Origin of the sequence: Arthrobacter sp. TWP1-1 (assembly GCF_049897845.1) — a bacterium.
Lineage (GTDB): Bacteria > Actinomycetota > Actinomycetes > Actinomycetales > Micrococcaceae > Specibacter.
In genome coordinates, this window is the sequence record NZ_JAFCXC010000005.1 from 215,652 (window position 1) to 237,063 (window position 21,412).

General features: G+C 60.9%; 18 protein-coding genes. 16 read left to right on the forward strand and 2 right to left on the reverse strand.

Features of this window, described 5'->3' with window-relative positions:
* The 12 genes from ACP7B9_RS11455 to dapF all read left to right on the forward strand — a co-directional run bounded on the left by ACP7B9_RS11455 (position 1) and on the right by dapF (position 14,027).
* Complete coding sequence (locus ACP7B9_RS11455) at positions 1-1,692, forward strand: ribonuclease J (protein WP_425863448.1); 1,692 nt, start codon at positions 1-3, stop codon at positions 1,690-1,692.
* Between the two features lie 258 nt (positions 1,693-1,950).
* Entirely contained in the window at positions 1,951-4,875 is a 2,925-nt protein-coding gene (locus tag ACP7B9_RS11460) for a DNA translocase FtsK 4TM domain-containing protein (RefSeq protein ID WP_425863450.1), read from the forward strand.
* A 55-nt stretch (positions 4,876-4,930) separates the two neighbouring features.
* Positions 4,931-5,542 (forward strand): CDP-diacylglycerol--glycerol-3-phosphate 3-phosphatidyltransferase, encoded by a 612-nt coding sequence (pgsA, locus tag ACP7B9_RS11465; RefSeq protein WP_425863452.1) that lies wholly within the window; start codon positions 4,931-4,933, stop codon positions 5,540-5,542.
* 2 nt (positions 5,543-5,544) lie between these two features.
* On the forward strand, positions 5,545-6,039 hold the full coding sequence (locus ACP7B9_RS11470; RefSeq protein WP_425863454.1) for a CinA family protein: 495 nt from the start codon (positions 5,545-5,547) through the stop codon (positions 6,037-6,039).
* 148 nt (positions 6,040-6,187) lie between these two features.
* A complete protein-coding gene (locus tag ACP7B9_RS11475) occupies positions 6,188-6,628 on the forward strand; it encodes a helix-turn-helix domain-containing protein (RefSeq protein ID WP_044579143.1) in 441 nt (146 codons plus the stop codon).
* Positions 6,629-6,772: 144 nt separating this feature from the next.
* Complete coding sequence (locus tag ACP7B9_RS11480) at positions 6,773-6,994, forward strand: DUF3046 domain-containing protein (protein ID WP_425863456.1); 222 nt, start codon at positions 6,773-6,775, stop codon at positions 6,992-6,994.
* Between the two features lie 348 nt (positions 6,995-7,342).
* The gene (gene recA / locus ACP7B9_RS11485; protein ID WP_425863458.1) at positions 7,343-8,395 is read left to right on the forward strand and encodes a recombinase RecA; all 1,053 of its coding nucleotides are present in this window, start codon (positions 7,343-7,345) and stop codon (positions 8,393-8,395) included.
* An 8-nt stretch (positions 8,396-8,403) separates the two neighbouring features.
* On the forward strand, positions 8,404-8,931 hold the full coding sequence (locus tag ACP7B9_RS11490) for a regulatory protein RecX (protein WP_425863460.1): 528 nt from the start codon (positions 8,404-8,406) through the stop codon (positions 8,929-8,931).
* A 113-nt stretch (positions 8,932-9,044) separates the two neighbouring features.
* Positions 9,045-10,394, forward strand: a complete 1,350-nt coding sequence (locus tag ACP7B9_RS11495; protein WP_425863462.1) for a lytic transglycosylase domain-containing protein — start codon at positions 9,045-9,047, stop codon at positions 10,392-10,394.
* 141 nt (positions 10,395-10,535) lie between these two features.
* Entirely contained in the window at positions 10,536-12,083 is a 1,548-nt protein-coding gene (gene miaB, locus ACP7B9_RS11500) for a tRNA (N6-isopentenyl adenosine(37)-C2)-methylthiotransferase MiaB (protein ID WP_425863582.1), read from the forward strand.
* Positions 12,080-13,027: a tRNA (adenosine(37)-N6)-dimethylallyltransferase MiaA gene (gene miaA, locus ACP7B9_RS11505; RefSeq protein ID WP_425863464.1), complete on the forward strand. Its 948-nt coding sequence runs from the start codon at positions 12,080-12,082 to the stop codon at positions 13,025-13,027. The genes miaB and miaA overlap by 4 nt, the downstream gene beginning before the upstream one ends.
* An 82-nt stretch (positions 13,028-13,109) precedes the next feature.
* Positions 13,110-14,027: a diaminopimelate epimerase gene (gene dapF, locus ACP7B9_RS11510; protein WP_425863466.1), complete on the forward strand. Its 918-nt coding sequence runs from the start codon at positions 13,110-13,112 to the stop codon at positions 14,025-14,027.
* A gap of 62 nt (positions 14,028-14,089) precedes the next feature.
* Here dapF and ACP7B9_RS11515 read toward each other — a convergent pair whose 3' ends face one another.
* Positions 14,090-14,677, reverse strand: a complete 588-nt coding sequence (locus ACP7B9_RS11515) for a class I SAM-dependent methyltransferase (RefSeq protein ID WP_425863467.1) — start codon at positions 14,675-14,677, stop codon at positions 14,090-14,092.
* Between the two features lie 210 nt (positions 14,678-14,887).
* On the opposite strand from ACP7B9_RS11515, the gene hflX reads away from it, so the two are divergent.
* Positions 14,888-16,558, forward strand: a complete 1,671-nt coding sequence (hflX, locus tag ACP7B9_RS11520) for a GTPase HflX (RefSeq protein ID WP_425863469.1) — start codon at positions 14,888-14,890, stop codon at positions 16,556-16,558.
* A complete protein-coding gene (locus tag ACP7B9_RS11525) occupies positions 16,551-18,578 on the forward strand; it encodes an ATP-dependent DNA helicase (RefSeq protein WP_425863471.1) in 2,028 nt (675 codons plus the stop codon). The genes hflX and ACP7B9_RS11525 overlap by 8 nt, the downstream gene beginning before the upstream one ends.
* A 60-nt stretch (positions 18,579-18,638) precedes the next feature.
* On the opposite strand, the gene lexA is transcribed toward ACP7B9_RS11525, so the two are convergent.
* Positions 18,639-19,382 (reverse strand): transcriptional repressor LexA, encoded by a 744-nt coding sequence (lexA, locus tag ACP7B9_RS11530; RefSeq protein ID WP_425863473.1) that lies wholly within the window; start codon positions 19,380-19,382, stop codon positions 18,639-18,641.
* A gap of 276 nt (positions 19,383-19,658) precedes the next feature.
* On the opposite strand from lexA, the gene ACP7B9_RS11535 reads away from it, so the two are divergent.
* Positions 19,659-20,030, forward strand: coding sequence for a LysM peptidoglycan-binding domain-containing protein (locus ACP7B9_RS11535; protein WP_425863475.1), 372 nt, complete (start codon positions 19,659-19,661; stop codon positions 20,028-20,030).
* A gap of 150 nt (positions 20,031-20,180) precedes the next feature.
* Positions 20,181-21,278: a histidinol-phosphate transaminase gene (locus ACP7B9_RS11540; RefSeq protein WP_425863477.1), complete on the forward strand. Its 1,098-nt coding sequence runs from the start codon at positions 20,181-20,183 to the stop codon at positions 21,276-21,278.
* Positions 21,279-21,412 lie beyond the last annotated feature (134 nt).

Here is a 21,412-nt window from a genome sequence, read left to right on the forward strand (position 1 = left end):
ATGACCCAAACGACTGAGCCGGGCCTGCGGACTCCGCCGGAATTGGCCAAGGGGACCCTGCGGATTGTTCCGCTCGGTGGCATCGGTGAAATCGGCCGGAACATGACAGTCTTTGAAATGGACGGAAAGCTGCTCATCGTTGACTGCGGCGTCCTTTTCCCCGAGGAAGATCAGCCCGGTGTTGACCTGATCCTCCCGGATTTCTCCTACATTAAGGATCGTCTCGAGGACGTGGTGGGCGTTGTGCTCACTCACGGCCATGAGGACCACATTGGCGCCGTTCCGTACCTGTTGCGCCTTCGCAATGACATCCCCTTGATCGGTTCACAGCTGACGCTTGCCTTCATCGAGGCCAAGCTGACCGAGCACCGCATCAAGCCGTGGACGCTGACCGTCAAGGAAGGCCAAGTGGAACAGCTCGGCCCGTTCCAGTGCGAATTTATTGCCGTCAACCACTCCATTCCGGACGCCTTGGCTGTATTCATCCGCACCGAGGGTGGCTCTGTGCTGCACACGGGCGATTTCAAGATGGATCAGTTGCCGCTGGATGGGCGCACCACCGACTTGCGCCACTTTGCCCGCCTGGGTGAGGAAGGCGTTGACCTGTTTCTGGTGGACTCCACCAATGCGGACGTTCCCGGCTTCACCACCAGCGAAGCGGAGATCGGCCCCACACTTGAAGCACTGTTTGGCAAGGCCAACAAGCGCATCATCGTGGCCAGCTTCTCCTCACACGTGCACCGCGTCCAGCAGGTCTTGAACGCCGCCGTCAAGCATGACCGCAAGGTGGCCTTCGTCGGGCGTTCTATGGTCCGCAACATGGCCATTGCCGAAAAACTGGGCTATTTGCATGTACCAGCCGATGTTCTGGTGGACCTGAAGAACGTCGACTCGCTGGAGGATAACAAGGTTGTCTTGATGTCCACAGGTTCACAGGGAGAGCCGATGGCCGCGCTGTCGCGGATGGCCAATGGTGACCACAAGATTGCCGTGGGCAAGGGTGACACCGTCATTTTGGCGTCCTCCCTGATCCCTGGCAATGAAAACGCTGTTTTCCGCATCATCAACGGTCTGCTCAAGCGCGGCGCCGACGTGATCCACAAGGGCACGGCCAAGGTGCATGTGTCCGGCCACGCTGCCGCAGGGGAGTTGTTGTACTGCTACAACATCCTCACCCCCAAGAACGTCATGCCCGTGCACGGCGAGACTCGCCACTTGATCGCGAACGCCAACATCGCCATCTCCTCCGGTGTTCCGGCCGAGAACGTCTTGTTGACCGATGACGGATCTGTCATCGATTTGAAGGACGGCGTGGCACAGATTGTTGGCCAGGTCGAGTGCGGCTTTGTCTACGTCGACGGCCAAAGCGTTGGTGAAATTACCGATGCTGACCTCAAGGACCGCCGCGTTCTCGGGGATGAGGGGTTCATCTCCATCATCACCGTTGTCAACCGCGCAACGGGCAAGATCGTCTCCGGCCCGGACATCCACGCCCGTGGAGTTGCCGAGGACGATTCCGTCTTCGATGACATCAAGCCCAAGATCGCTGAGGCACTTGAAGAAGCTGTCATGGCCAACACCGATCACACAACACACCAGCTCCAGCAGGTGGTGCGCCGCGTGATCGGCACCTGGGTCAACAGGAAACTGCGCCGCCGCCCCATGATCATCCCGGTGGTTCTGGAAGCCTGACGAGTCCCGCAGACAGACGGGCCACTCGCGGGCAGTAAGATTTCCTCGGCCGCGGCCGGCCTCGCTAAGAGATTTCCGAGGGTTCCCCGCTGAGCTTGCGAAGCGAGGGAAGGAAATCACGCCATCCCCGCTCCGTGGCCTGCCTGTCTGCTGGGTGAGCCAGTCGAGACTTGCGCGGGCCGCAGTTGTGCCCGTCACCACGGGCACTTCGGCGGCTAAATCCGCATGATTCCGCGCTGCGGGCGGTACCGTTGAACTATGGCGACTCGTTCTTCCCCCGCCCGTTCGTCCACCGGTCAGAAGGGCAGCGCTTCTTCGCGCACCCCCAAGACCACCAAGACGCCGGTCGCACGCAGCAAACCTTCCGCATCCGCGCCGGAGGTTCACTTGGTGTGGCCCGTGCGCATGGCGGTGGCCGTCTGGCAAGGATTAGGCCATATGGTCGGCGCCGCAATCCGCCGCATGGGCACCGACAAGGGCGGCATGCCCGCTGAGGAACGCCGTGACGGTGCCGGGCTCCTCTTCTTCCTTCTGGCTTTGGTGACCGCAACTTTTGAGTGGTGGGGCCTGACCGGACCCGTTGCCGATTCCGTGCGCGGGGTTTTCCAAGGCAGCTTCGGCTGGTTTGCAGTGCTGCTGCCGCCGATGTTCCTGATCTTCTCCGTGTTGGTGTTTCGTCAGCCAAGCAACATGTCGACCAACAACCGGGTTGCCCTGGGCTTTTCCATCCTCACGCTTGCCGGTTGCGCTCTGGCGCATGTCGCTGCCGGGAACCCCAACATTGGTGACGGCTTTGCCGGGATCAGCGCTGCCGGCGGCATGGTCGGTGCACTTAGCGGCGGGCTCGTAGCCAACCTTGGCTCCATAACCGCCATCATCTTCTTCTCGATCGTGGCCTTCGCCAGTGTCCTAGTCCTGACTAACACCCCGGTGCGCCATATTCCGGCCCGCCTGCGCGGCATTTACGAAAAGCTCATGGGCGCCGAGCCTGGCTACGCCGGCGAGAACCCGGCCGACGGGCATGATCAGAGTTACCTCTACGAGCATGAAGGCGAGCCGAAAAAGCCCCGCGGCCTGCGCGCACGCCAGAAGGCTGCCCGGGAAGCCGAGTACGACGACGTGGTGGGCACCGAGGCCTTCGCAACCGCGCTCGTCGAGGTGGACGACGACGGCACGGACGTTTCGGCGTCGGACTCGCCTTCCCTGCGGCCCGGGGTCCGCCGGCCAACCCGCGACCAGCTGGCCGCAGACAAGATCAAGGCTCGTCAGGGTCTGCCCACCACCTCGGACGTGTTCGATGGCCAGCAGGATTCCGAGCCTGTCACCGAGGCGATCGGCATTGTGGCCCTCAATACGGCTCGGGAAACTGCCGGCGCCGGTGTGTACGATCTCAGCTCGGCAGCCACCCAGACCATTCCGGCCCCGCCCTTGGCGCCACCCGCACCGATCCCGGCTCGTTCGGAGCAGCTCCAACTCTCAGGCGATGTCACCTACACGTTGCCCGATTCGGAATTCCTGCCGGCGGGCCCTCCTGGCAAGGATGCCACGGAGGCGAACGACACCGTGGTGGCAGCGCTGACGGACACCATGCAGCAATTCAATGTCGACGCCAAGGTCACCGGCTTCAGCCGTGGGCCGACCGTGACCCGATACGAGATTGAGCTCGCGCCTGGCACCAAGGTTGAGCGCGTGACGGCGCTGAGTAAGAACATCTCCTATGCCGTCGCCTCCTCGGATGTACGCATTTTGAGCCCCATCCCCGGCAAGAGCGCCATCGGCATTGAGATTCCCAACGCCGACAAGGAAATTGTTGTTCTCGGTGACGTGCTGCGTTCGGCGAATGCCCGGCGCACCGAACACCCCATGGTCATGGGCGTGGGCAAGGACGTCGAGGGTGGCTTTGTTGTAGCCAACCTTGCCAAGATGCCCCACCTGCTCGTGGCCGGTGCCACGGGTGCCGGTAAGTCATCGTTTGTGAACTCCATGATTGTTTCCATTCTGATGCGGGCCACCCCTGATGAGGTGCGCATGGTGATGGTTGACCCCAAGCGCGTTGAATTGACGGCCTACGAAGGTGTTCCGCACCTGATCACTCCCATCATCACGAACCCGAAGAAGGCAGCCGAAGCGCTGCAGTGGGTGGTTCGGGAGATGGACCAGCGCTATGACGATCTGGCTAACTACGGCTTCAAGCACATTGACGAGTTCAACAAGGCTGTCAAGGCCGGCAATGTGCACCCGCCCGTTGACTCCAAGCGCGTTGTGCGGCCTTACCCGTACTTGTTGGTGATTGTGGATGAGCTCGCCGACCTGATGATGGTTGCACCCCGCGACGTGGAAGATTCCATTGTCCGCATCACGCAGCTGGCCCGTGCGGCCGGTATCCACCTGGTGCTGGCCACGCAGCGCCCGTCCGTGGACGTGGTGACGGGTCTGATCAAGGCCAACGTGCCCTCCCGCATGGCCTTCGCCACCTCCTCTGTCACAGACTCCCGGGTGGTCCTTGACCAGCCCGGTGCCGAGAAATTGCTGGGCCAGGGTGACGCGCTGTTCTTGCCCATGGGCAAGTCCAAGCCGGTCCGTGTCCAGGGCGCCTGGGTGACGGAAGCAGAAATCAAGGCAGTGGTTGATCACGTCAAGGGTCAGCTCAAGGCCACCTATCGCGAAGATGTTGCTGTCGAGGCGCCGAAGAAGGTCATCGAGGATGACATTGGCGACGACATGGACGTGTTGTTGCAGGCCACGGAGCTCGTGGTCACGACCCAGTTTGGCTCCACCTCCATGCTTCAGCGAAAGCTTCGTGTAGGTTTCGCCAAAGCCGGACGGCTTATGGACCTGCTCGAATCTCGCGGTGTGGTGGGTCCCTCCGAGGGATCCAAGGCGCGCGACGTGCTCGTCAAGCCAGACGACCTTGCCGAAACCTTGGCCGCGATCCGCGGCGACGGAGGTCCCGTGGGAGGGGCAGCGGGCAGCCCGGCCGGGGGGTCCGCCGTCGAAGCTGCAATGGCTGCACCTGCCATTGACCCCAAGATCGCGGCACTTGCGGACAACGCCAACGCCAACCATGGCTGGGGCGGCGACCTCGTGGCTGAAGACTTGGCCAGCCGCCCGCAGGCCGTTGAATACAACGATGGTGACGACGACGAAGGTAGTGAAGACGCATGGTCATTGACCGGACGCTAAGCCCCTCCGCTGCCGCAAATGTTCCCGTAGGCCTATTTACAGATAGCCTTGCACTGTGAGTGAAACGGTGGCGCCGCGCCCTTCGAACTGGAATCTTCCCAACGCATTGACCCTTTTGCGCATTGTGCTGGTGCCCTTCTTCATCTGGGCGTTCGTAGCCGACGACGGCGCGTACGGCCCGTTGCGCTGGATCTCCGTGGCCCTGTTTGTTGTGGCCATCTACACCGACAAGCTCGACGGCGATATCGCCCGGGCACGCGGTCTCATCACCAGCTTTGGCAAGATTGCCGACCCCATCGCCGACAAGCTGCTGATCGGTTCAGCGTTGATCATGTTATCGGCCGTGGGGGAGCTATGGTGGTGGGTCACCATCGCCATGCTGGTGCGCGAGGTTGGCATAACACTGTTGCGCTTCGTCGTGATTCGCTATGGCGTCATGGCCGCCTCCAAGGGCGGAAAGCTCAAGACTGTCATGCAGACCGTCGCCATTTTCGTCTACCTGCTCCCCGTCACTCCGGCCGTGAGCTGGCTTTCAATCCTTGCGCTCGTGATCATGTTGGCCGCGCTGGCCGTCACGGTTGTTACGGGAATTGACTACGTGGTTAAGGCGTGGCAATTACGTAATGCCGGACGATCCGGGCGTACCTCCGGGCAGGTGAAGAGGTAACTGTGCTGACTGAAACAAGCTTGGCCACGCTGGTGGCATCCGCCATCGCCGCGGATATAACAGTGGCTACCGCGGAATCGTTGACCGGGGGCATGGTGGCGGCAACGATCATTCAAGTCCCGGGCTCCTCGGGCATGTTGCAAGGCGGCATCATTGCCTACCAAAACAGCGTCAAGGAACGGCTACTGGGAGTTTCCGCCTCACTGCTGGAGACCCAAGGTGCCGTTGATCCGCAAGTGGCCTGCGCCATGGCGTTGGGTGCCTGCACGGCAGCCGGTGCTCGCGTTGGAATTTCCACCACCGGTGTTGCCGGTCCGGATCCGCACCAGGGCAAGGACGTCGGCCACGTTTTCATCGGCGTTGCGCTGGACGGAGAGTCGAAATCCTACGAATATCACTTCGCCGGGGATCGTGAAATGATCCGCCTGCAGGCCACGCAGGAGGCCATTTCTCTCCTGCAACAAGTTATTAACGCTGCCGGGGAACAAAAGTTGTGACCAGATAGTTAGTCATAGTGAACGCAAAGTGCCTCCATCCCCTCTAGGATGGGAACACCTAACGGGCAAAGCGTTTGGCGGAAGATCCGTCAGATGCTGGCAGCTTCGATGAAACTGCAGCGATCTAACAAGGAGTAAGGCGATACCAATGGTGAAACAACCCGTATCCGTAAACGGCGTGGTGCGCTGGCGGGATGTGGGTTTAGCAGACGAAAAACCACATCAGCAGAAGGAGCGCAAAATGGTGGTTCTACGCCACGAAATTGGGGACGTTCTGCGAGATGTGCGTCAGCGTCAAGGCCGCACACTCCGTGAAGTCTCACACAATGCACGTGTCTCTCTCGGCTATTTGAGCGAAGTGGAGCGCGGCCAAAAAGAAGCCTCCTCCGAGCTGTTGGCTTCAATTTGTTCCGCACTTGAAGTGCCGCTGTCACTCATGCTCCGCGAAGTGAGTGATCGTCTGGCCATCGCTGAAGGCGTGGCCATCCCGGACACTGTTCCCCAGGAATTCTCTGCCCGCTACGGCAGGGACCTGAACGAGGAACTCTCCGACGAATTGAGCAAGGGCTTAATGTCCAACGCTTTCTAAATCTGCCGGCCCTCATTGAGGTCCCCGAAGTAAAACTGGATCCCGTCTCTGGCGGGGTCCAGTTTTTCTTGCCCAAATATTTTGGCCCAGTACATGGGTACTTGGCCGCGCCTGGTGCGGCAGCAGGCGTGCGAGAATAGTGGCGTGCGACTAAGCGAATTTTGGCGATTAATGGACGATGAGTTCAGCCCCTCCTATTCCCGAGTACTTGCCCGGGATCTAGTGCTCGCTGGCGTCGGAGGCAATACGGCCAGCGATGCTTTGCGCGCAGGTTTTGATCCCAAGGAAGTCTGGATCGAGGTCTGCAAGATGCAAGACGTCCCGCCGTCACGGTGGCTCGGCCGGGACATAGTCCCGAAAGACTGACCCTAGAACTGAGTTAATTTCTCCGACACGCCGCCATAATTGCGTGACTTGCTCGAATATCTGTTCGATCAAATCTATAATAAGTTCTATGCTGCGGTGTGGATGGCCGAAAAAGTTGTCCACAGATTCTGGTCTTGAGCAGGGATATGGCAGACAATGTCAGACCCTTGAACTAGCGTTTTAGTTAACGAGACAAGCCTGCCGGAGCAATTTTCCGGTGAGACGCACGGGAAACCGGCGAAGAAGAAAAACTGCATGTGCATTGCAACAGACCACTAACCGTGTCCTGCGCTTACCGCGCGGTGGCAAGGGGCCGGAAACGGCGCATAGGAAAGACCGAGGTGAATCATGGCCGCTCCCGCAGACCGTGAAAAAGCGCTGGCAGCAGCACTGGCCCAGATTGACAAGCAGTATGGCAAGGGCTCCATCATGCGCTTGGGTGACGACGTTCGCGCACCCATCGAAGTTATCCCCACGGGTTCCATCGCCTTGGACGTGGCCCTGGGCATTGGCGGCCTGCCGCGCGGCCGTGTTGTTGAGATCTATGGGCCGGAATCATCCGGTAAGACCACCTTGGCCCTGCACGCTGTCGCCAGCGCCCAGAAGCTCGGTGGCCTTGCTGCGTTCATTGACGCCGAGCACGCCCTCGACCCCGAATACGCCGCGAAGCTCGGTGTTGACACCGATGCGCTCCTCGTCTCACAGCCGGACACCGGCGAGCAGGCGCTGGAAATCATGGACATGTTGATCGGTTCGGGTTCCCTGGACGTCATTGTCATTGACTCCGTCGCAGCCTTGGTGCCCCGCGCCGAAATTGAAGGCGACATGGGTGACAGCCACGTCGGTCTGCAGGCCCGCCTCATGAGCCAGGCCCTGCGTAAGATCACCGGTCGTCTGAGCCAGACCAAGACCACAGCTATTTTCATCAACCAGCTGCGTGAAAAGATCGGTGTCTTCTTCGGCAGCCCTGAAACCACCACCGGTGGTAAGGCCCTGAAGTTCTACGCCTCGGTCCGACTCGACATTCGCCGCATTCAGACCTTGAAGGAAGGTGCGGATGCTGTTGGTAACCGCACCAAGGTCAAGGTTGTCAAGAACAAGATGGCTCCGCCCTTCAAGATCGCCGAGTTCGACATCATCTATGGTGTGGGCATTTCGCGCGAAGGCGGCATCATCGATATGGGCGTCGAGCACGGCATTGTTCGCAAGTCCGGTTCTTGGTACACCTACGACGGTGACCAGTTGGGCCAGGGAATGGAGAACTCACGCCGTTTCTTGAAGGACAACCCGGAACTTGCCGACGAGTTGGAGCGCTTGATCAAGGCCAAGCTGGGCGTTGGCGTCACTGCTGAAACTGAAGCTGAGTCTGCGCCGAAACTCAAGGCTGTTGACGGCTTCTAAGCCCAGTTATGAATAACGCTCGACCAGCACCGGAACTTGACCCCGACGCCAATCCGGCGTCGGTGGCAAGGGGCATTGTGTTGCGCCAACTGACGCACTCGCCCAAGAGTCGATTCCAGCTGAGCCAGAAACTTGCCGAACGCCACATCCCCGAGGATGTGGCCGAGGCGGTGCTTGACCGCTTTGAGACTGTGAATCTCATCGATGACGCCGAATTCGCTGACATGTGGGTGCGCAGCCGGTCACAGCACAAGTCGCTGGCGCGCGGAGCATTGAAGCGGGAACTGGCCGAGAAGGGCATTGACCCGGAATTGGCGCAGCACGCCCTGGAACAGATTGATGATGATACCGAGCGCCAGCAAGCCAAGGAATTGGTGCGCAAGAAGCTTCACGGATCGATCGATCTTGCCGAACGCAGTGAGCGGGACAAATACACCCGCCGCTGGGTCGCCATGCTGGCTCGTAAAGGATTCAACCCCGCCGTTGCCTTTGACGTTGTTGGTCAGGTCATCGACGAACACCTTTTGGAAGAATAGGCAAAGGCGTGGGAGAGTCGCGCCCTTGGCTGGGCGCGGTGTTTTGTGCCCTGCGTTGTGCCTTGAGGCCCTTGGCTGGGCGCGGTGACCCGGAACGGTTATGCTAGCGGCATATGACAAAGCAACTGTTGACCTTCCGCCGAATACTGGCCGTCTCCGTGACGGCCGGTTTTTTACTGGCTTCAACTGTTGCCGGTCCAGCATTGGCCCAGGATGTCCCGCCGTCGGGATTCCCCAGCTGGTCCGACGTTGAAAAGGCCAAGGGTGATGCCGCAGCCACCGCCGTCCAGGTAGCCAAAATCTCCCAGTTGTTAGACTCGCTTGAAGCCGAGGCCGGGACTTTAGGTGAGGCCGCGGTCAAGGCCGGGGGCGACTTTGCCACCACGCAGGCCAAGCTCGATGCCGCCACCGCAGAAGTCGGGGTCCTGAATGCCCAGTCGAAGCGGGCAGCCCAGGAAGCTGAGCACTATAAAGAAGCCGCAGTTGCCATCGCCGTGCAAAGCTACAAAAGTGGCGGCACGGGGCTCGACCTCTTCTCCGCACTTTCAGCCTTGGAATCGCCCCAAAGCCTCAATGGCGTGGAAATGCTCCATCAAGTCGGAGAACGAGCCGCCGTCAAACAGGCATTGGCATTGCAGTCCAAGGCCACAGCGGAGTCCCTTGAGAAGACGCGTCAAGCAGCCGTTGCTGCACAAGCGGAACTAACAGGGCAGGCTCAGGCAGCGCGCACTGCGGCCGTCGACGCGCAGACAACAGTGACTGCACGCCTAGACGCACAGAAAGCCCAAAGCGACACCCTCGTAGAGCAGCTGGCGTCGTTGAACAACACCTCTGTTGCCACGGAGCAGGAGTACCGCAGGGGCCAGAATGCGGTGGCGGCCTACGAGCAGGTGCAGGAAGCAAAGCGGCAGGCGGCCGCTGTCGAAGCCGGGCGGCAGGCCGCAGAAGCTGCGCAGCGTGCGGCCGACGAAGCCGCGAAGCCCCAGCCCGCTGTTCCTGCACCCAACCCGGTTGTGCCGAACCCCGCGCCAATTCCAGCACCAGTACCAGCACCTGCGCCGGTCCAGCCCGCGCCGAGCACACCAGCGCCAACCACGCCCGCGGCGCCGAGCCCTGGTGGTTCCGTTGATCCCGGTGTGCCTGGGGGAGCTGTCAATGACCCCGCCGGCGCGAAGGGCTACGCTTCGGCCCGTTTGGGTGCTTACGGTTGGGGTCAAGGTGAGTTCCAATGTCTGAATCTCTTGTGGGAGCGGGAATCTAATTGGCGCACCAACGCGACCAACCCGTACAGCGGCGCCTATGGGATCGCCCAGGCTCTGCCGGCAAGCAAATACGCCCAGACAGGTGCCGACTGGCTCACCAATTACCGGACCCAGGTTGATTGGGGCCTTGGCTACATCAAGGGACGCTACGGTTCGCCCTGTGGTGCTTGGGCGCATTCGGAAGCTATCGGCTGGTACTGAGTTCACACGCTCGCCGCCGGTTCTTCAGCTTGGACGGTTTAGCTGTTCGCTGGTGGTAGGTCTTAAGGTGTATTAGTGAGCCTGATTCAGAACAGCGTTGATTCTTCCGCAACCGCAGCCAGCCCCCAAAGCACCAGCACCATTGCAGGTGGGCCCGGCCATCCTCGCACCTATCAGGTGCGCACCTACGGCTGCCAGATGAACGTGCATGATTCCGAGCGCATGGCTGGCCTGCTGGAGACGGCCGGTTTGGTTGCCTTCGATGATGCTGGCGCCACAGGTGAGCTTGACGGGCGCGGCCAGCCCGTGGGGCCCAGCCCCGACGTCGTTGTTTTCAACACCTGCGCAGTCCGCGAGAACGCGGACAACAAGCTATACGGCAACCTGGGCATGCTGGCCCACGTCAAGGAATCTAACCCGGGCATGCAGATCGCCGTGGGTGGCTGCCTTGCCCAGAAGGATCGCGACACCATCCAAAAACGTGCACCATGGGTGGATGTTGTCTTCGGGACCCACAACATCGGTGCGTTGCCGGTCCTGCTGGAGCGCGCCCGGCACAACGCCGACGCTGAGATGGAAATCCTTGAGTCCCTGGAGGTGTTCCCTTCCACGCTTCCCACCCGCCGCGACTCCGTCTACGCCGGCTGGGTTAGCATCTCCGTGGGCTGCAACAACACCTGCACATTCTGCATCGTGCCCTCCCTGCGCGGCAAGGAGCGTGATCGCCGCCCCGGTGAGATCTTGGCCGAGATTCAGGCCCTGGTGGACGACGGCGCCATTGAGGTCACGCTGCTGGGCCAGAATGTGAACTCTTACGGCGTGGAGTTTGGCGACAAGCTCGCCTTTGGCAAGTTGCTGCGCGCCTGCGGCGAGATCGAGGGCCTGGAACGTGTGCGCTTCACCAGCCCGCACCCGGCCGCCTTCACCGACGATGTCATTGAAGCCATGGTCGAGACCCCCAACGTCATGCCTCAGCTGCACATGCCCCTGCAATCGGGCTCGGACAAGGTCCTCAAGGACATGCGCCGTTCGTACCGATCAGGAAAGTTCCTTGGCATCCTGGACAAGGTGCGCGAGCTCCTCCCAAACGCTGCCATCTCCACCGACATCATCGTTGGGTTCCCCGGTGAGACGGAGGAAGACTTCCAGGAAACGCTCGACGTCGTAGAGAAGTCACGCTTTGCCACGGCGTTCACGTATCAATACTCCAAGCGCCCGGGCACCCCCGCCGCGGACCTGCCCGACCAGCTGCCCAAGGACGTGGTTCAGGAACGCTTCCTGCGACTCACCGCCTTGCAGGACAGAATCGCAGCAGAGGAAAACGCTAAGCAGGTGGGCCGCGAGGTCGAGGTCATGGTTACCGCCGATTCCGGGCGTAAGGCCACCCAGACCAACAGGCTCTCCGGCCGTGCGCAGGACCAGCGGCTGGTTCACTTCAGCGTTCCTGAGGGCGCCGAAACTCCCCGTCCCGGAGACCTTGTCACCGTGACCATCACCGAGGCTGCGGCCTTCCACCTGATCGCAGATCCCGCAACGGTTGGCGATTTCAAGCTCCGCCGTTCGCGGGCCGGCGACGCCTGGGACTTGGCACAGGCAGCGTCCTGCGGTGTTCCTTCCGCGGCCACGTCCGACGGCGCAAAGCCGAAGGTCAGCCTTGGCATGCCATCCCTGCCGGTCCGCACAGCGTGAGCGCACGCTCGTCCCGCAACCTCGAATCGGCCTTGCCGGTAGTGGCCATCGTCGGCCCCACCGGCTCGGGCAAGTCAGAACTGGCTTTGCAACTTGCCGAGCGCTTTGACGGCGAAGCCATCAATGCCGATTCCATGCAGTTTTATCGGGGCATGGATATTGGCACTGCCAAGCTGCCAGTTGCAGAACGCCGTGGCATCCCGCACCACCTCATGGACTTTTTGGGTGTCCGTGAAGACACGACGGTTGCCACCTTCCAAGACCTGGCCAGGACGGCGATCGCAGACATTCGTTCACGCGGAAGGCTGCCCATTCTCGTCGGTGGATCGGGCCTGTACGTCAGGGCGGCCATTGATGTGCTTGAGTTTCCCGGTACAGACGCGGACGTCCGCGCCAAGCTGGAAGCCGAACTCGAGACTGTGGGCCTGGCGCCGCTGGCGGCCCGCCTTGCGCTCGTGGACCCGGTTTCCGCTGCCCGCATTAGCGACGGCAAGCGTGTTGTCAGGGCGCTAGAAGTGTATGAGCTGACGGGCCGGCCCTTCAGCTCCTTCATGCCCGAACGAGACTACATCAGCCCCACGGTTCAGATCGGACTCAACGGCGACCGCGCGGAACTTCACGGACGTCTGGCGGCGCGGGTCCACACCATGGTTGAGCGAGGGCTGCAGCAAGAGGTGCAGGATCTCATCCCGGAAGGGCTCCGAGAAGGCCGCACCGCCCAGAAGGCCCTTGGCTACCAGCAGTTTCTCCGTGTCATTGATGGCGAATCCACAGTGGCTCAGGCCAGCGAGGAAACGATCGTGGCCACTCGCCAGTTTGCCAGGCGCCAGCTGACCTGGTTCCGTGCGGACCCGCGCGTGCAGTGGCTGGACTGGGCGCAGGACGATCTCGCAACTGCGGCAGCGGCCTTGGTGACCCAAGCGAAAGCCTCGTCAGGAGCGTAGCCGCCATCCGGCGTCGTGCTTCAGCGCCTCATTACCCAAGGGCCAGTGCGTCGGGGGAGCAAAGGTGCCTTAGGCTTAATCCATGACTGACATCTCGGCACCCTTGACAGGCATGCGCTTCTCCAAAGGCCATGGCACCGGCAACGACTTTGTCCTCGTGGCTGATCCCGACGGTGATCGGAATCTTTCGCCCGAACAGATCGCAGCGCTGTGCGACCGCCGCCGTGGCCTGGGCGGCGACGGCCTGATCCGCGCCGTCCGTTCGCGCCACGTGCCGGAGGGTATTGAGTTGCTGGAAAGCAACCCCACCGCCGAATGGTTCATGGACTACAACAACGGTGACGGTTCGCGTTCGGAAATGTGCGGCAACGGCGTGCGCGTCTTCGTGCACTTCCTCATCAGCGAAGGGCTCGTGGCTCTGGGCGCCGGCGAGGAGCTGACTATAGGCACCCGGGCGGGCGTGAAGGTTGTCTCGCGCACGGACACTGGTTACCGCGTTGACATGGGCCCGTGGGATTTCATCTACCCGGAGGCGCGCGAAAAAGGGATGGACTCGCTCGTTGACGCGGTGGGGCTCCCGGTTGAACGGCCCGCACTTTCCATCACCATGGGCAACCCGCATACAGTCGTGGCACTGGCCGATCTGGAAGCGTTGGCCGGCACCAAGCTGACCGAGGCCCCCATTGTCACGCCAGTTCCCCCATTTGGCACCAACGTCGAGTTTGCCGTACCTGCCCAGCCTCTTGTAACGGACGACGTCGGACACATCAGCATGCGCGTCCACGAACGTGGCGTGGGGGAGACCCTGTCCTGCGGGACCGGCGCCTGTGCTGCCGCTGCCGCAACCCGTTTCTGGGCCGGCAGCGATGCCCCCGACGTCTGGGCAGTGACTGTCCCTGGAGGCGTGGTTGGCGTGCGCTTCTTCCCCGGCCCCGACGGGCGCGAACACGTTGAACTCAGCGGCCCGGCGGTCATTGTGGCCGACGGCGTACTGGCCTGAAAATAGAGGAAGCCGCCGGAACCTGATGGTTCCGGCGGCTTCCTCTATTTTTGCGGCTACGGCTACGGCTTGGTGCGGGTGACTTTGAGAATCCGGAAGGCCTTGTTGGTGGAGTCGCGAACAACCTTGAACCCGGCCTCCGGGAACTGCTCGTTGAGTTCGGCCGTCAGCCAGCGTTGCAACGAATCGGAACCAAGGTTCTTTTGCACAACTAAGTAGGCGTTGCCGTCATGGGCCAGCCTGGGCAGCCACATCAGCAAAATTGAGTGCAGTTCCTCCTTGCCCACGCGAATGGGCGGGTTGGACCAGATGGTGTTGAAGCGGATCTCGGGATCCACGGCGTCGGGCGTCGAAGCGTGGACATTGTCCAGGCCGAGGGCCTTGGCGTTATCTGTGGTCAGCTCAAGTGATCGCTCGTTGACATCCACGGCGTAAACCGCTGCATCGGGGGAGCGCAGGGCCAATGTCAGGGCAATGGGCCCCCAGCCACAGCCGATGTCCAAGAGATTGCCTTCGGTGGCGGGCGGCGGCGCTTCCGAGAGCAAGATGGTGGTGCCCTTGTCGACGCCATCGGGGCTGAAGATGCCACCGGCCGTCTGAAGCGTGCGCTTCTCACCGGCCAAAACAACCGTTAGAGGCCGTCGCTTCATCGGCGTTGACGGTTGTGAACTGAAATAATGATCTGAACCCTGAGTACCCATAGTCATGCCAGATTAGTGGGGAAATGCCGTGTTGGGTATCTAGGCGCGCCTAAGGGCGCCAAGGACGCGGCGGTGACTTTATCCACAAAGGCACAGTGGCAAAGGTGTGCGTGTGGGTGGGGCGGACTAGGATTGAGAGATAGCGCCTATAAGGAGAATATGTCCAACGCATCTGCACACCCTGGTTCCGAGAACAACCAGCTGCCCGAACCCGGTAACCATGGAGAGAACACACACGGCTCCTCCGAAGCTGACACCTCAGCTCAGGACTTGTCGGTTGCCGAGATCGAGGCCGTGATTGATCGGATTCTTGCCAAGGACGCCGCAGCCGGACGTGCCGTACGCGAGGACGCTGACGCGGAGGCCGAGGATCCCTACCAAGGCGTCCCTTCCACCCGCCCGCTTGGCGGCCAGGCACAGGCAGTCTCATCCCTGAAATTCCAGCACAGCCTCTTTGACGGCGATCAAAGCGAATTGGCCGAGCGTAACGCCCTGCGTCGCAGGGCAAGTCACTCGACCGAGCTCGAGGACGTCACAGAAGTTGAATACCGCCAGCTGCGCCTTGAACGCGTTGTGCTCGCCGGCCTGTGGTCCAAGGGAACCATGGCCGACGCCGAGAACTCGCTGAGGGAATTGGCCGCCTTGGCCGAAACGGCCGGCTCCGAGGTCCTCGATGGCCTGGTGCAGCGCCGCGCCAAGCCGGATCCGGCAACCTACTTGGGTACCGGTAAGGCGCAGGAACTCAAGGAAATCGTGCACGCCACGGGTGCGGACACCGTCATTATTGACGGCGATCTTGCTCCCTCCCAGCGCCGTACCTTGGAAGAAGTTGTCAAGGTCAAGGTCATTGACCGTACCGCCCTGATTCTGGACATCTTCGCCCAGCACGCCAAGTCACGTGAAGGCCGGGCACAGGTTGAACTGGCCCAGATGGAATACCTCCTCCCGCGCCTGCGCGGTTGGGGCGAATCCATGTCTCGCCAGGCCGGTGGCCGGGTGGGTGCCGCTGGTGGCGGTATCGGTTCCCGTGGCCCCGGTGAAACAAAGATGGAACTGGACCGACGGAAAATCCGTACCAAAATGGCAAAGTTGCGTCGTGAAATCGCCGCAATGCGCCCAGCTCGGGAAACTAAGCGGGCCAATCGTAAGCGCAATAGCGTGCCGTCCGTTGCCATCGCGGGCTACACCAATGCCGGCAAGTCTTCGTTGCTGAACCGATTGACGGACGCCGGAGTTTTGGTTGAAAACGCCCTGTTCGCAACATTGGATCCCACGGTTCGCAAGACCGAGACCGCAGACGGCTTGGGCTACACGCTGGTCGATACCGTTGGCTTTGTGCGTTCCCTGCCCACGCAATTGGTTGAGGCATTCCGCTCCACCCTCGAAGAAGTCGCTGATGCAGATCTGATCCTGCATATCGTGGATGCATCGCACCCGGACCCTGAGGGGCAGATCTCGGCCGTCCGCTCGGTCTTTGCCGAGGTCGGTGCTCTGCAAATACCTGAGATCATCATCCTCAACAAGGCAGATATCGCAGATCCGATAGTGATTGAGCGTCTTCGTCTGCACGAGTCGCGCAACGTGGTCGTTTCGGCTCGCACCGGTGAAGGTATCGAAGAGCTTCTGGAAGCCATTAGTGAGGCCATCCCGCACCCGAGCGTGACCCTGACATTGCTGATTCCCTACGATCGCGGTGACGTACTGAACAAGTTGCACCGTACCGACGCGGAAATCATCGCTCTTGAGCATGGCGAGCACGGCACACTGGCTACGGTCCGAGTCCGGGAAGACCTTGCAGCCGAGGTTGAGCCGTTTGTCCAGCATGCCTGAAAGTGATTTTTCGCAACAAGCACTGACCCTCTTGGACAAGGCTGTTGAATCCATGGGCGGTCAGCGCCGCGATGGTCAACACGAAATGGTCCGCCGCGTCGTTGCCGCCATCGAAAGCGGCGACCACCTGTTGGTTCAGGCAGGCACAGGAACGGGAAAGTCACTGGCTTACCTGATCCCGCTGATCGTCAACTCACTCACGAGTGACAAACCTGCCGTCGTGGCTACGGCGACCCTCGCCCTGCAGGCCCAGATCGTGGGACGCGACGTACCTAGGTTGCTTGCCGCCTTGGCGCCGATCCTGCCGCGCGCCATTGACGTTGCCCTGGTCAAGGGCAGGAGCAACTACGTCTGCAAACAGAAGTTGGGTGGCGGTTTCCCCACGGAAGACACCGGGGAGGGAGCTCTCTTCAGCCTCGGTGAGGACACCAGTGTTGCCCACCTGCCGGGTGCGAGCACCGGGCCAGCATCCCAGCTCGGCAAGGAAGTTGTGCGCCTGCGTGATTGGGCTCAAGATACCGAGACCGGTGACCGGGACGAGCTGGTGCCTGGGGTGACGGATCGGGCCTGGCGTCAAGTATCCGTGACGTCCATGGAATGCCTAGGCGCACAAAAATGCCCCCTTGCCACCGAGTGCTTTGCGGAGTTGGCCCGTGCCCGCGGTGCCGAGGCCGACATTGTGGTCACCAACCACGCCATGCTGGCCATCAGTGCTTTTGAAGGCATTGCCGTCCTGCCTGAGTATGACGTGGTTGTGGTGGATGAGGCCCATGAACTTCAGGACAGGGTAACGGGAGCTGTCACCGGACAACTCTCCGTGCAAATGATTCAAGCCGCGGCATCTAGCACCCGCAAACACACGGCTGTGCCGGTGGAGACACTCCATGCGAGTGCCGCAGCCCTGGATATGGCTCTTGCCGGCATGCCCGAAGGCTTGCTGCCCAACGGTCTCAATGACACCCAAAGCCAGGCCATCGAGCAGGTGCGCGACGCTGTTCGTGCTGCGCTGTCAGATTCGAAGCCGGACGGAAACGCGGCCGCTGACGGTGGACGATCCATCGCAAGGTCCAGGCTGAACCTCATCTTCGACCTCTGTGAACGCCTTTTGGTGGCCAACGATGCCCGCGAAGTGGTCTGGGCTTCACGCCCTGGTAATTTCGTCCCAGGACAGGGCTACCAAAAAGCGGACGAGAATGAACCAGCCGTCTTGAACATTGCACCTCTGAGTGTGGCCATGAAATTGCGTGAAGGCCTCTTCGCCGATCGAACAGTGGTGTTGACCTCGGCAACGCTTGCCATAGGTGAATCATTCCAGTCCACCGCAGGTGGTTTGGGTTTGCTGGGGCCAAGCGCGCCCAGCTGGACGGGTGCCGACGTCGGCTCTCCTTTTGATTACCCCAAGCAGGGCATGCTGTACGTGGCCGCACATTTGAAGAAGCCTGGCTTTGGGATGTCTCCGGAGCAGCTGGATGAGCTGGCCGATCTCATCACGGCCGCCGGCGGTGGCACGCTGGCGCTGTTTTCCTCCAGACGTGCCGCCGAGGACGCTGCCGAAAAGCTACGTAAGAAACTCAAGGTGAAGATCCTCTGCCAGGGCGATTCCTCCATGTCCGGGTTGATCAAGCAATTCGCAGATGAACCCGATACCTGCCTCTTCGGGACCATGTCACTGTGGCAAGGCGTCGATGTCCAGGGCGCGTCATGCCGCCTTGTGGTGATCGACCGGATTCCGTTCCCGCGACCGGACGATCCACTGGTCACGGCCAGGGCTCGAGCAGTGGCACAAAGTGGCGGCGACGGCTTTATCGCCATCTCCGCCACCCATGCTGCCGTACGGCTGGCCCAGGGTGTCGGCCGGTTGATCCGGTCAAGCCAGGACCGTGGAGTTGTTGCCGTGCTGGATTCACGCCTTGCCAATGCCAGCTATGGCGGGTTCCTGCGCGCAGCGCTTCCACCCTTCTGGTCCACCAAGGACAGGGCCGTTGCGCTGTCAGCACTGAAGCGGCTTTCCGGCAAGTAGACCTGCAAAAAAGAGGCGCCGTCCAAATCTGGACTGGCGCCTCTTTTGTGTCTGTGGGTGCTACAGGCTGCGGAGCACCGATACGACCTTGCCCATGATGGTGGCGTGGTCACCGAGGATGGGCTCGTAGCGGGTGTTCTGCGGAAGCAGCCACGTGTGGCCGTCGCGCTGGCGGAACGTCTTGACGGTCGCCTCATCTTCGAGAAGTGCCGCCACGATATCGCCATTGTTGGCTGTGGGCTGCTGGCGGATAACAACCCAGTCACCGTCACAGATGGCTGCATCGATCATGGAATCACCCTGAACCTTGAGCATGAACAACTCGCCATTGCCGACAATCTGGCGAGGCAGCGGCATGATGTCATCCACCGATTGATCGGCCAGAATCGGTCCACCGGCTGCAATACGTCCCACCAGAGGAACGAAAGCTGTGTCCGAGGAGCTGCTCAGTTCAGCGAAATTCAAACCGTTTGAGCTGCGCAAAGCTGTGGGGGAGCTGACGCCCTCAATCTCCACTGCACCATTGTCCAAAACCAAGGGGATGAGGACTTCCATGGCGCGAGGTCGTTTGGGATCCCGCCGCAGGTAGCCGTGCCGTTCAAGCTGAGTCAGCTGGTGCGTGACGCTGGAGAGGCTCGCCAACCCCACGGCGTCGCCAATTTCACGCATGGAGGGCGGGTAGCCCTTATCCGCGATGGAGCGCTGAATGCACTCAAGGATCTTCTTCTGCCGAACCGTCAGGCCCTTCATGCCGGCGCGACTGGGTGCCTGGGGGATGCGGTGCGGTGGGTCTGGAAGCGCCATGGTTCCGGGGTCCTTTCGTGGCTGCCCTGAACAATGTCAGTGCCTGCTGGTGGACTGCATCTAGCGGCCAATCCTTGTTTCACAAGTTTAAGCCACAAAGTAGGCAATTTCAAACATTTGTTCGATCTACTCTTGGCAAGTGTCGTCTATAGGTGCTAAAACTGTTCTAGTAGCTAACTAGAACATACGTTCTATCGAAGATGTAAAGCAATGGAATTTGATCCAATGGATGTTCGAGTCCGGAGGGTGAGATCCACGGCGAAAGGACCAGAAGTCATGAATGCAATGGTTATCTCCGCAACACCCCTGAGCACTGTTCGTATCAACTTGACCCGTCGTGGCCGCCTGGTCCTTCTGGGCATTCCGGCACTCGTCACGGCAGCTGTCATGGTGTTTGCCGCGTTGGCGATCGTGCTCGGTTCAGTAGCCAGCCCCGCGCAGGCGTCGGTTGAGCACGTTGCAGTAGATATGGCCGAGTACGCCGCCACTGTCACCGTTCTGCAAGGTGACAGCCTGTGGAGCATTGCGGCCGCCTCGAATCCGAACCGCGATGTTCGTGATGTAGTCAGTGAGATCGTGGCATTGAATGAGCTTGGCAGCGGCGTAGTCCAGGCCGGCCAGCAGCTCTTTGTGCCTCTCCCCAAATAGTCGCACCAGTAAACGCAGTCCATGAAGATGGCCAGCGGGGCATCGTTGGCAAAGCTAGTGTGTTGGCGAAGCTAAGGTGTTGGAAAACGTAACGTGTCCGCATATTGTCGCCAGTTCGGACATTCGGCGGGCAGGAAATATGCTGGAACCATGGATCAGTTCGAACGCCTAAGTCAATTGCCACTCCGCGACGATCTGCGCGGACAGCATCCTTATGGGGCGCCCCAGCTTGACGTGCCGGTGCTGCTGAACGTCAATGAAAACACCTTCGGAGTCCCCGACGACGCGAAGGAAGCCATTCTTAAGGCAGTCGCTGCGGAGCTTGACGGCCTCAACCGCTACCCGGATCGCGAATTCACGACCCTCCGCAAGGAACTGGCTGCTTACCTTGGACATGATCTGACGGAAGAAAATCTGTGGGCAGCCAACGGTTCCAATGAAGTGCTGCAGCAGCTGTTGCAGGCCTTCGGCGGCCCTGGCCGAAGCGTCATGAGTTTCCCTCCCACGTACTCCATGTACCCGCTCCTGGCCAGTGGCACGGGATCGGCCTACATTGCCGGCGTTCGAGCGCCAGACTTCAGCTTGAGTGCCGATTCGGCTGCCGAGCAAGTTCGTGCGCACGCCCCCAATATTGTTTTGTTGTGTTCACCCAACAACCCCACGGGAACAGCCCTCGGCTTGGATGTCGTCAAAGCCGTCTATGAAGCTGGCGAGGCCTCGCAGGCCATCGTCATAGTTGACGAGGCCTACACGGAGTTTTCCCACGCTGGCACACCCAGTGCGCTCGATCTTCTTGAGGGCCGTCCGCGCCTCGTGATCTCACGCACCATGAGTAAGGCCTTTGCCATGGCTGGTGCCCGCTTGGGCTATATGGCTGCCGCTCCTGAGGTAACTGACGCCGTTCGTCTCGTTCGCCTGCCCTATCACCTGTCCGCCATTACTCAGGCCACGGCCGTGGCTGCCTTGCGTAATTCGGCATCGCTGCTGGCCAATGTTGAACAGATCAAGGTCCAGCGCGACCGGATAGTCAACGAGTTGACCGACATGGGGCTCAGTCCTGCACCCTCGGACTCGAACTTCGTCTTCTTTGGGGGCATTGAAAACCCCCATGAGGTTTGGGAAGCATTGCTGGCCAAGGGCGTCTTGATTCGCGACGTCGGAATCCCCGGCCACCTGCGCGTCACGGCCGGTACCGAGACTGAGACCAGCGCGTTCCTCACGGGACTTCGCGTCATCCTGGGCGCTTAGTTCTCACGTCCGCGTACGCCGTCGAGCTTTGGCGGTGTGCTGGAGTCCGGGCTGGTTGGGCTTTGACGCGTCTTCTCTTCTAAACTGGTATAAACACTTATGATCGTCCCCGCGCTCCCTCCTGCCCTGCCTTG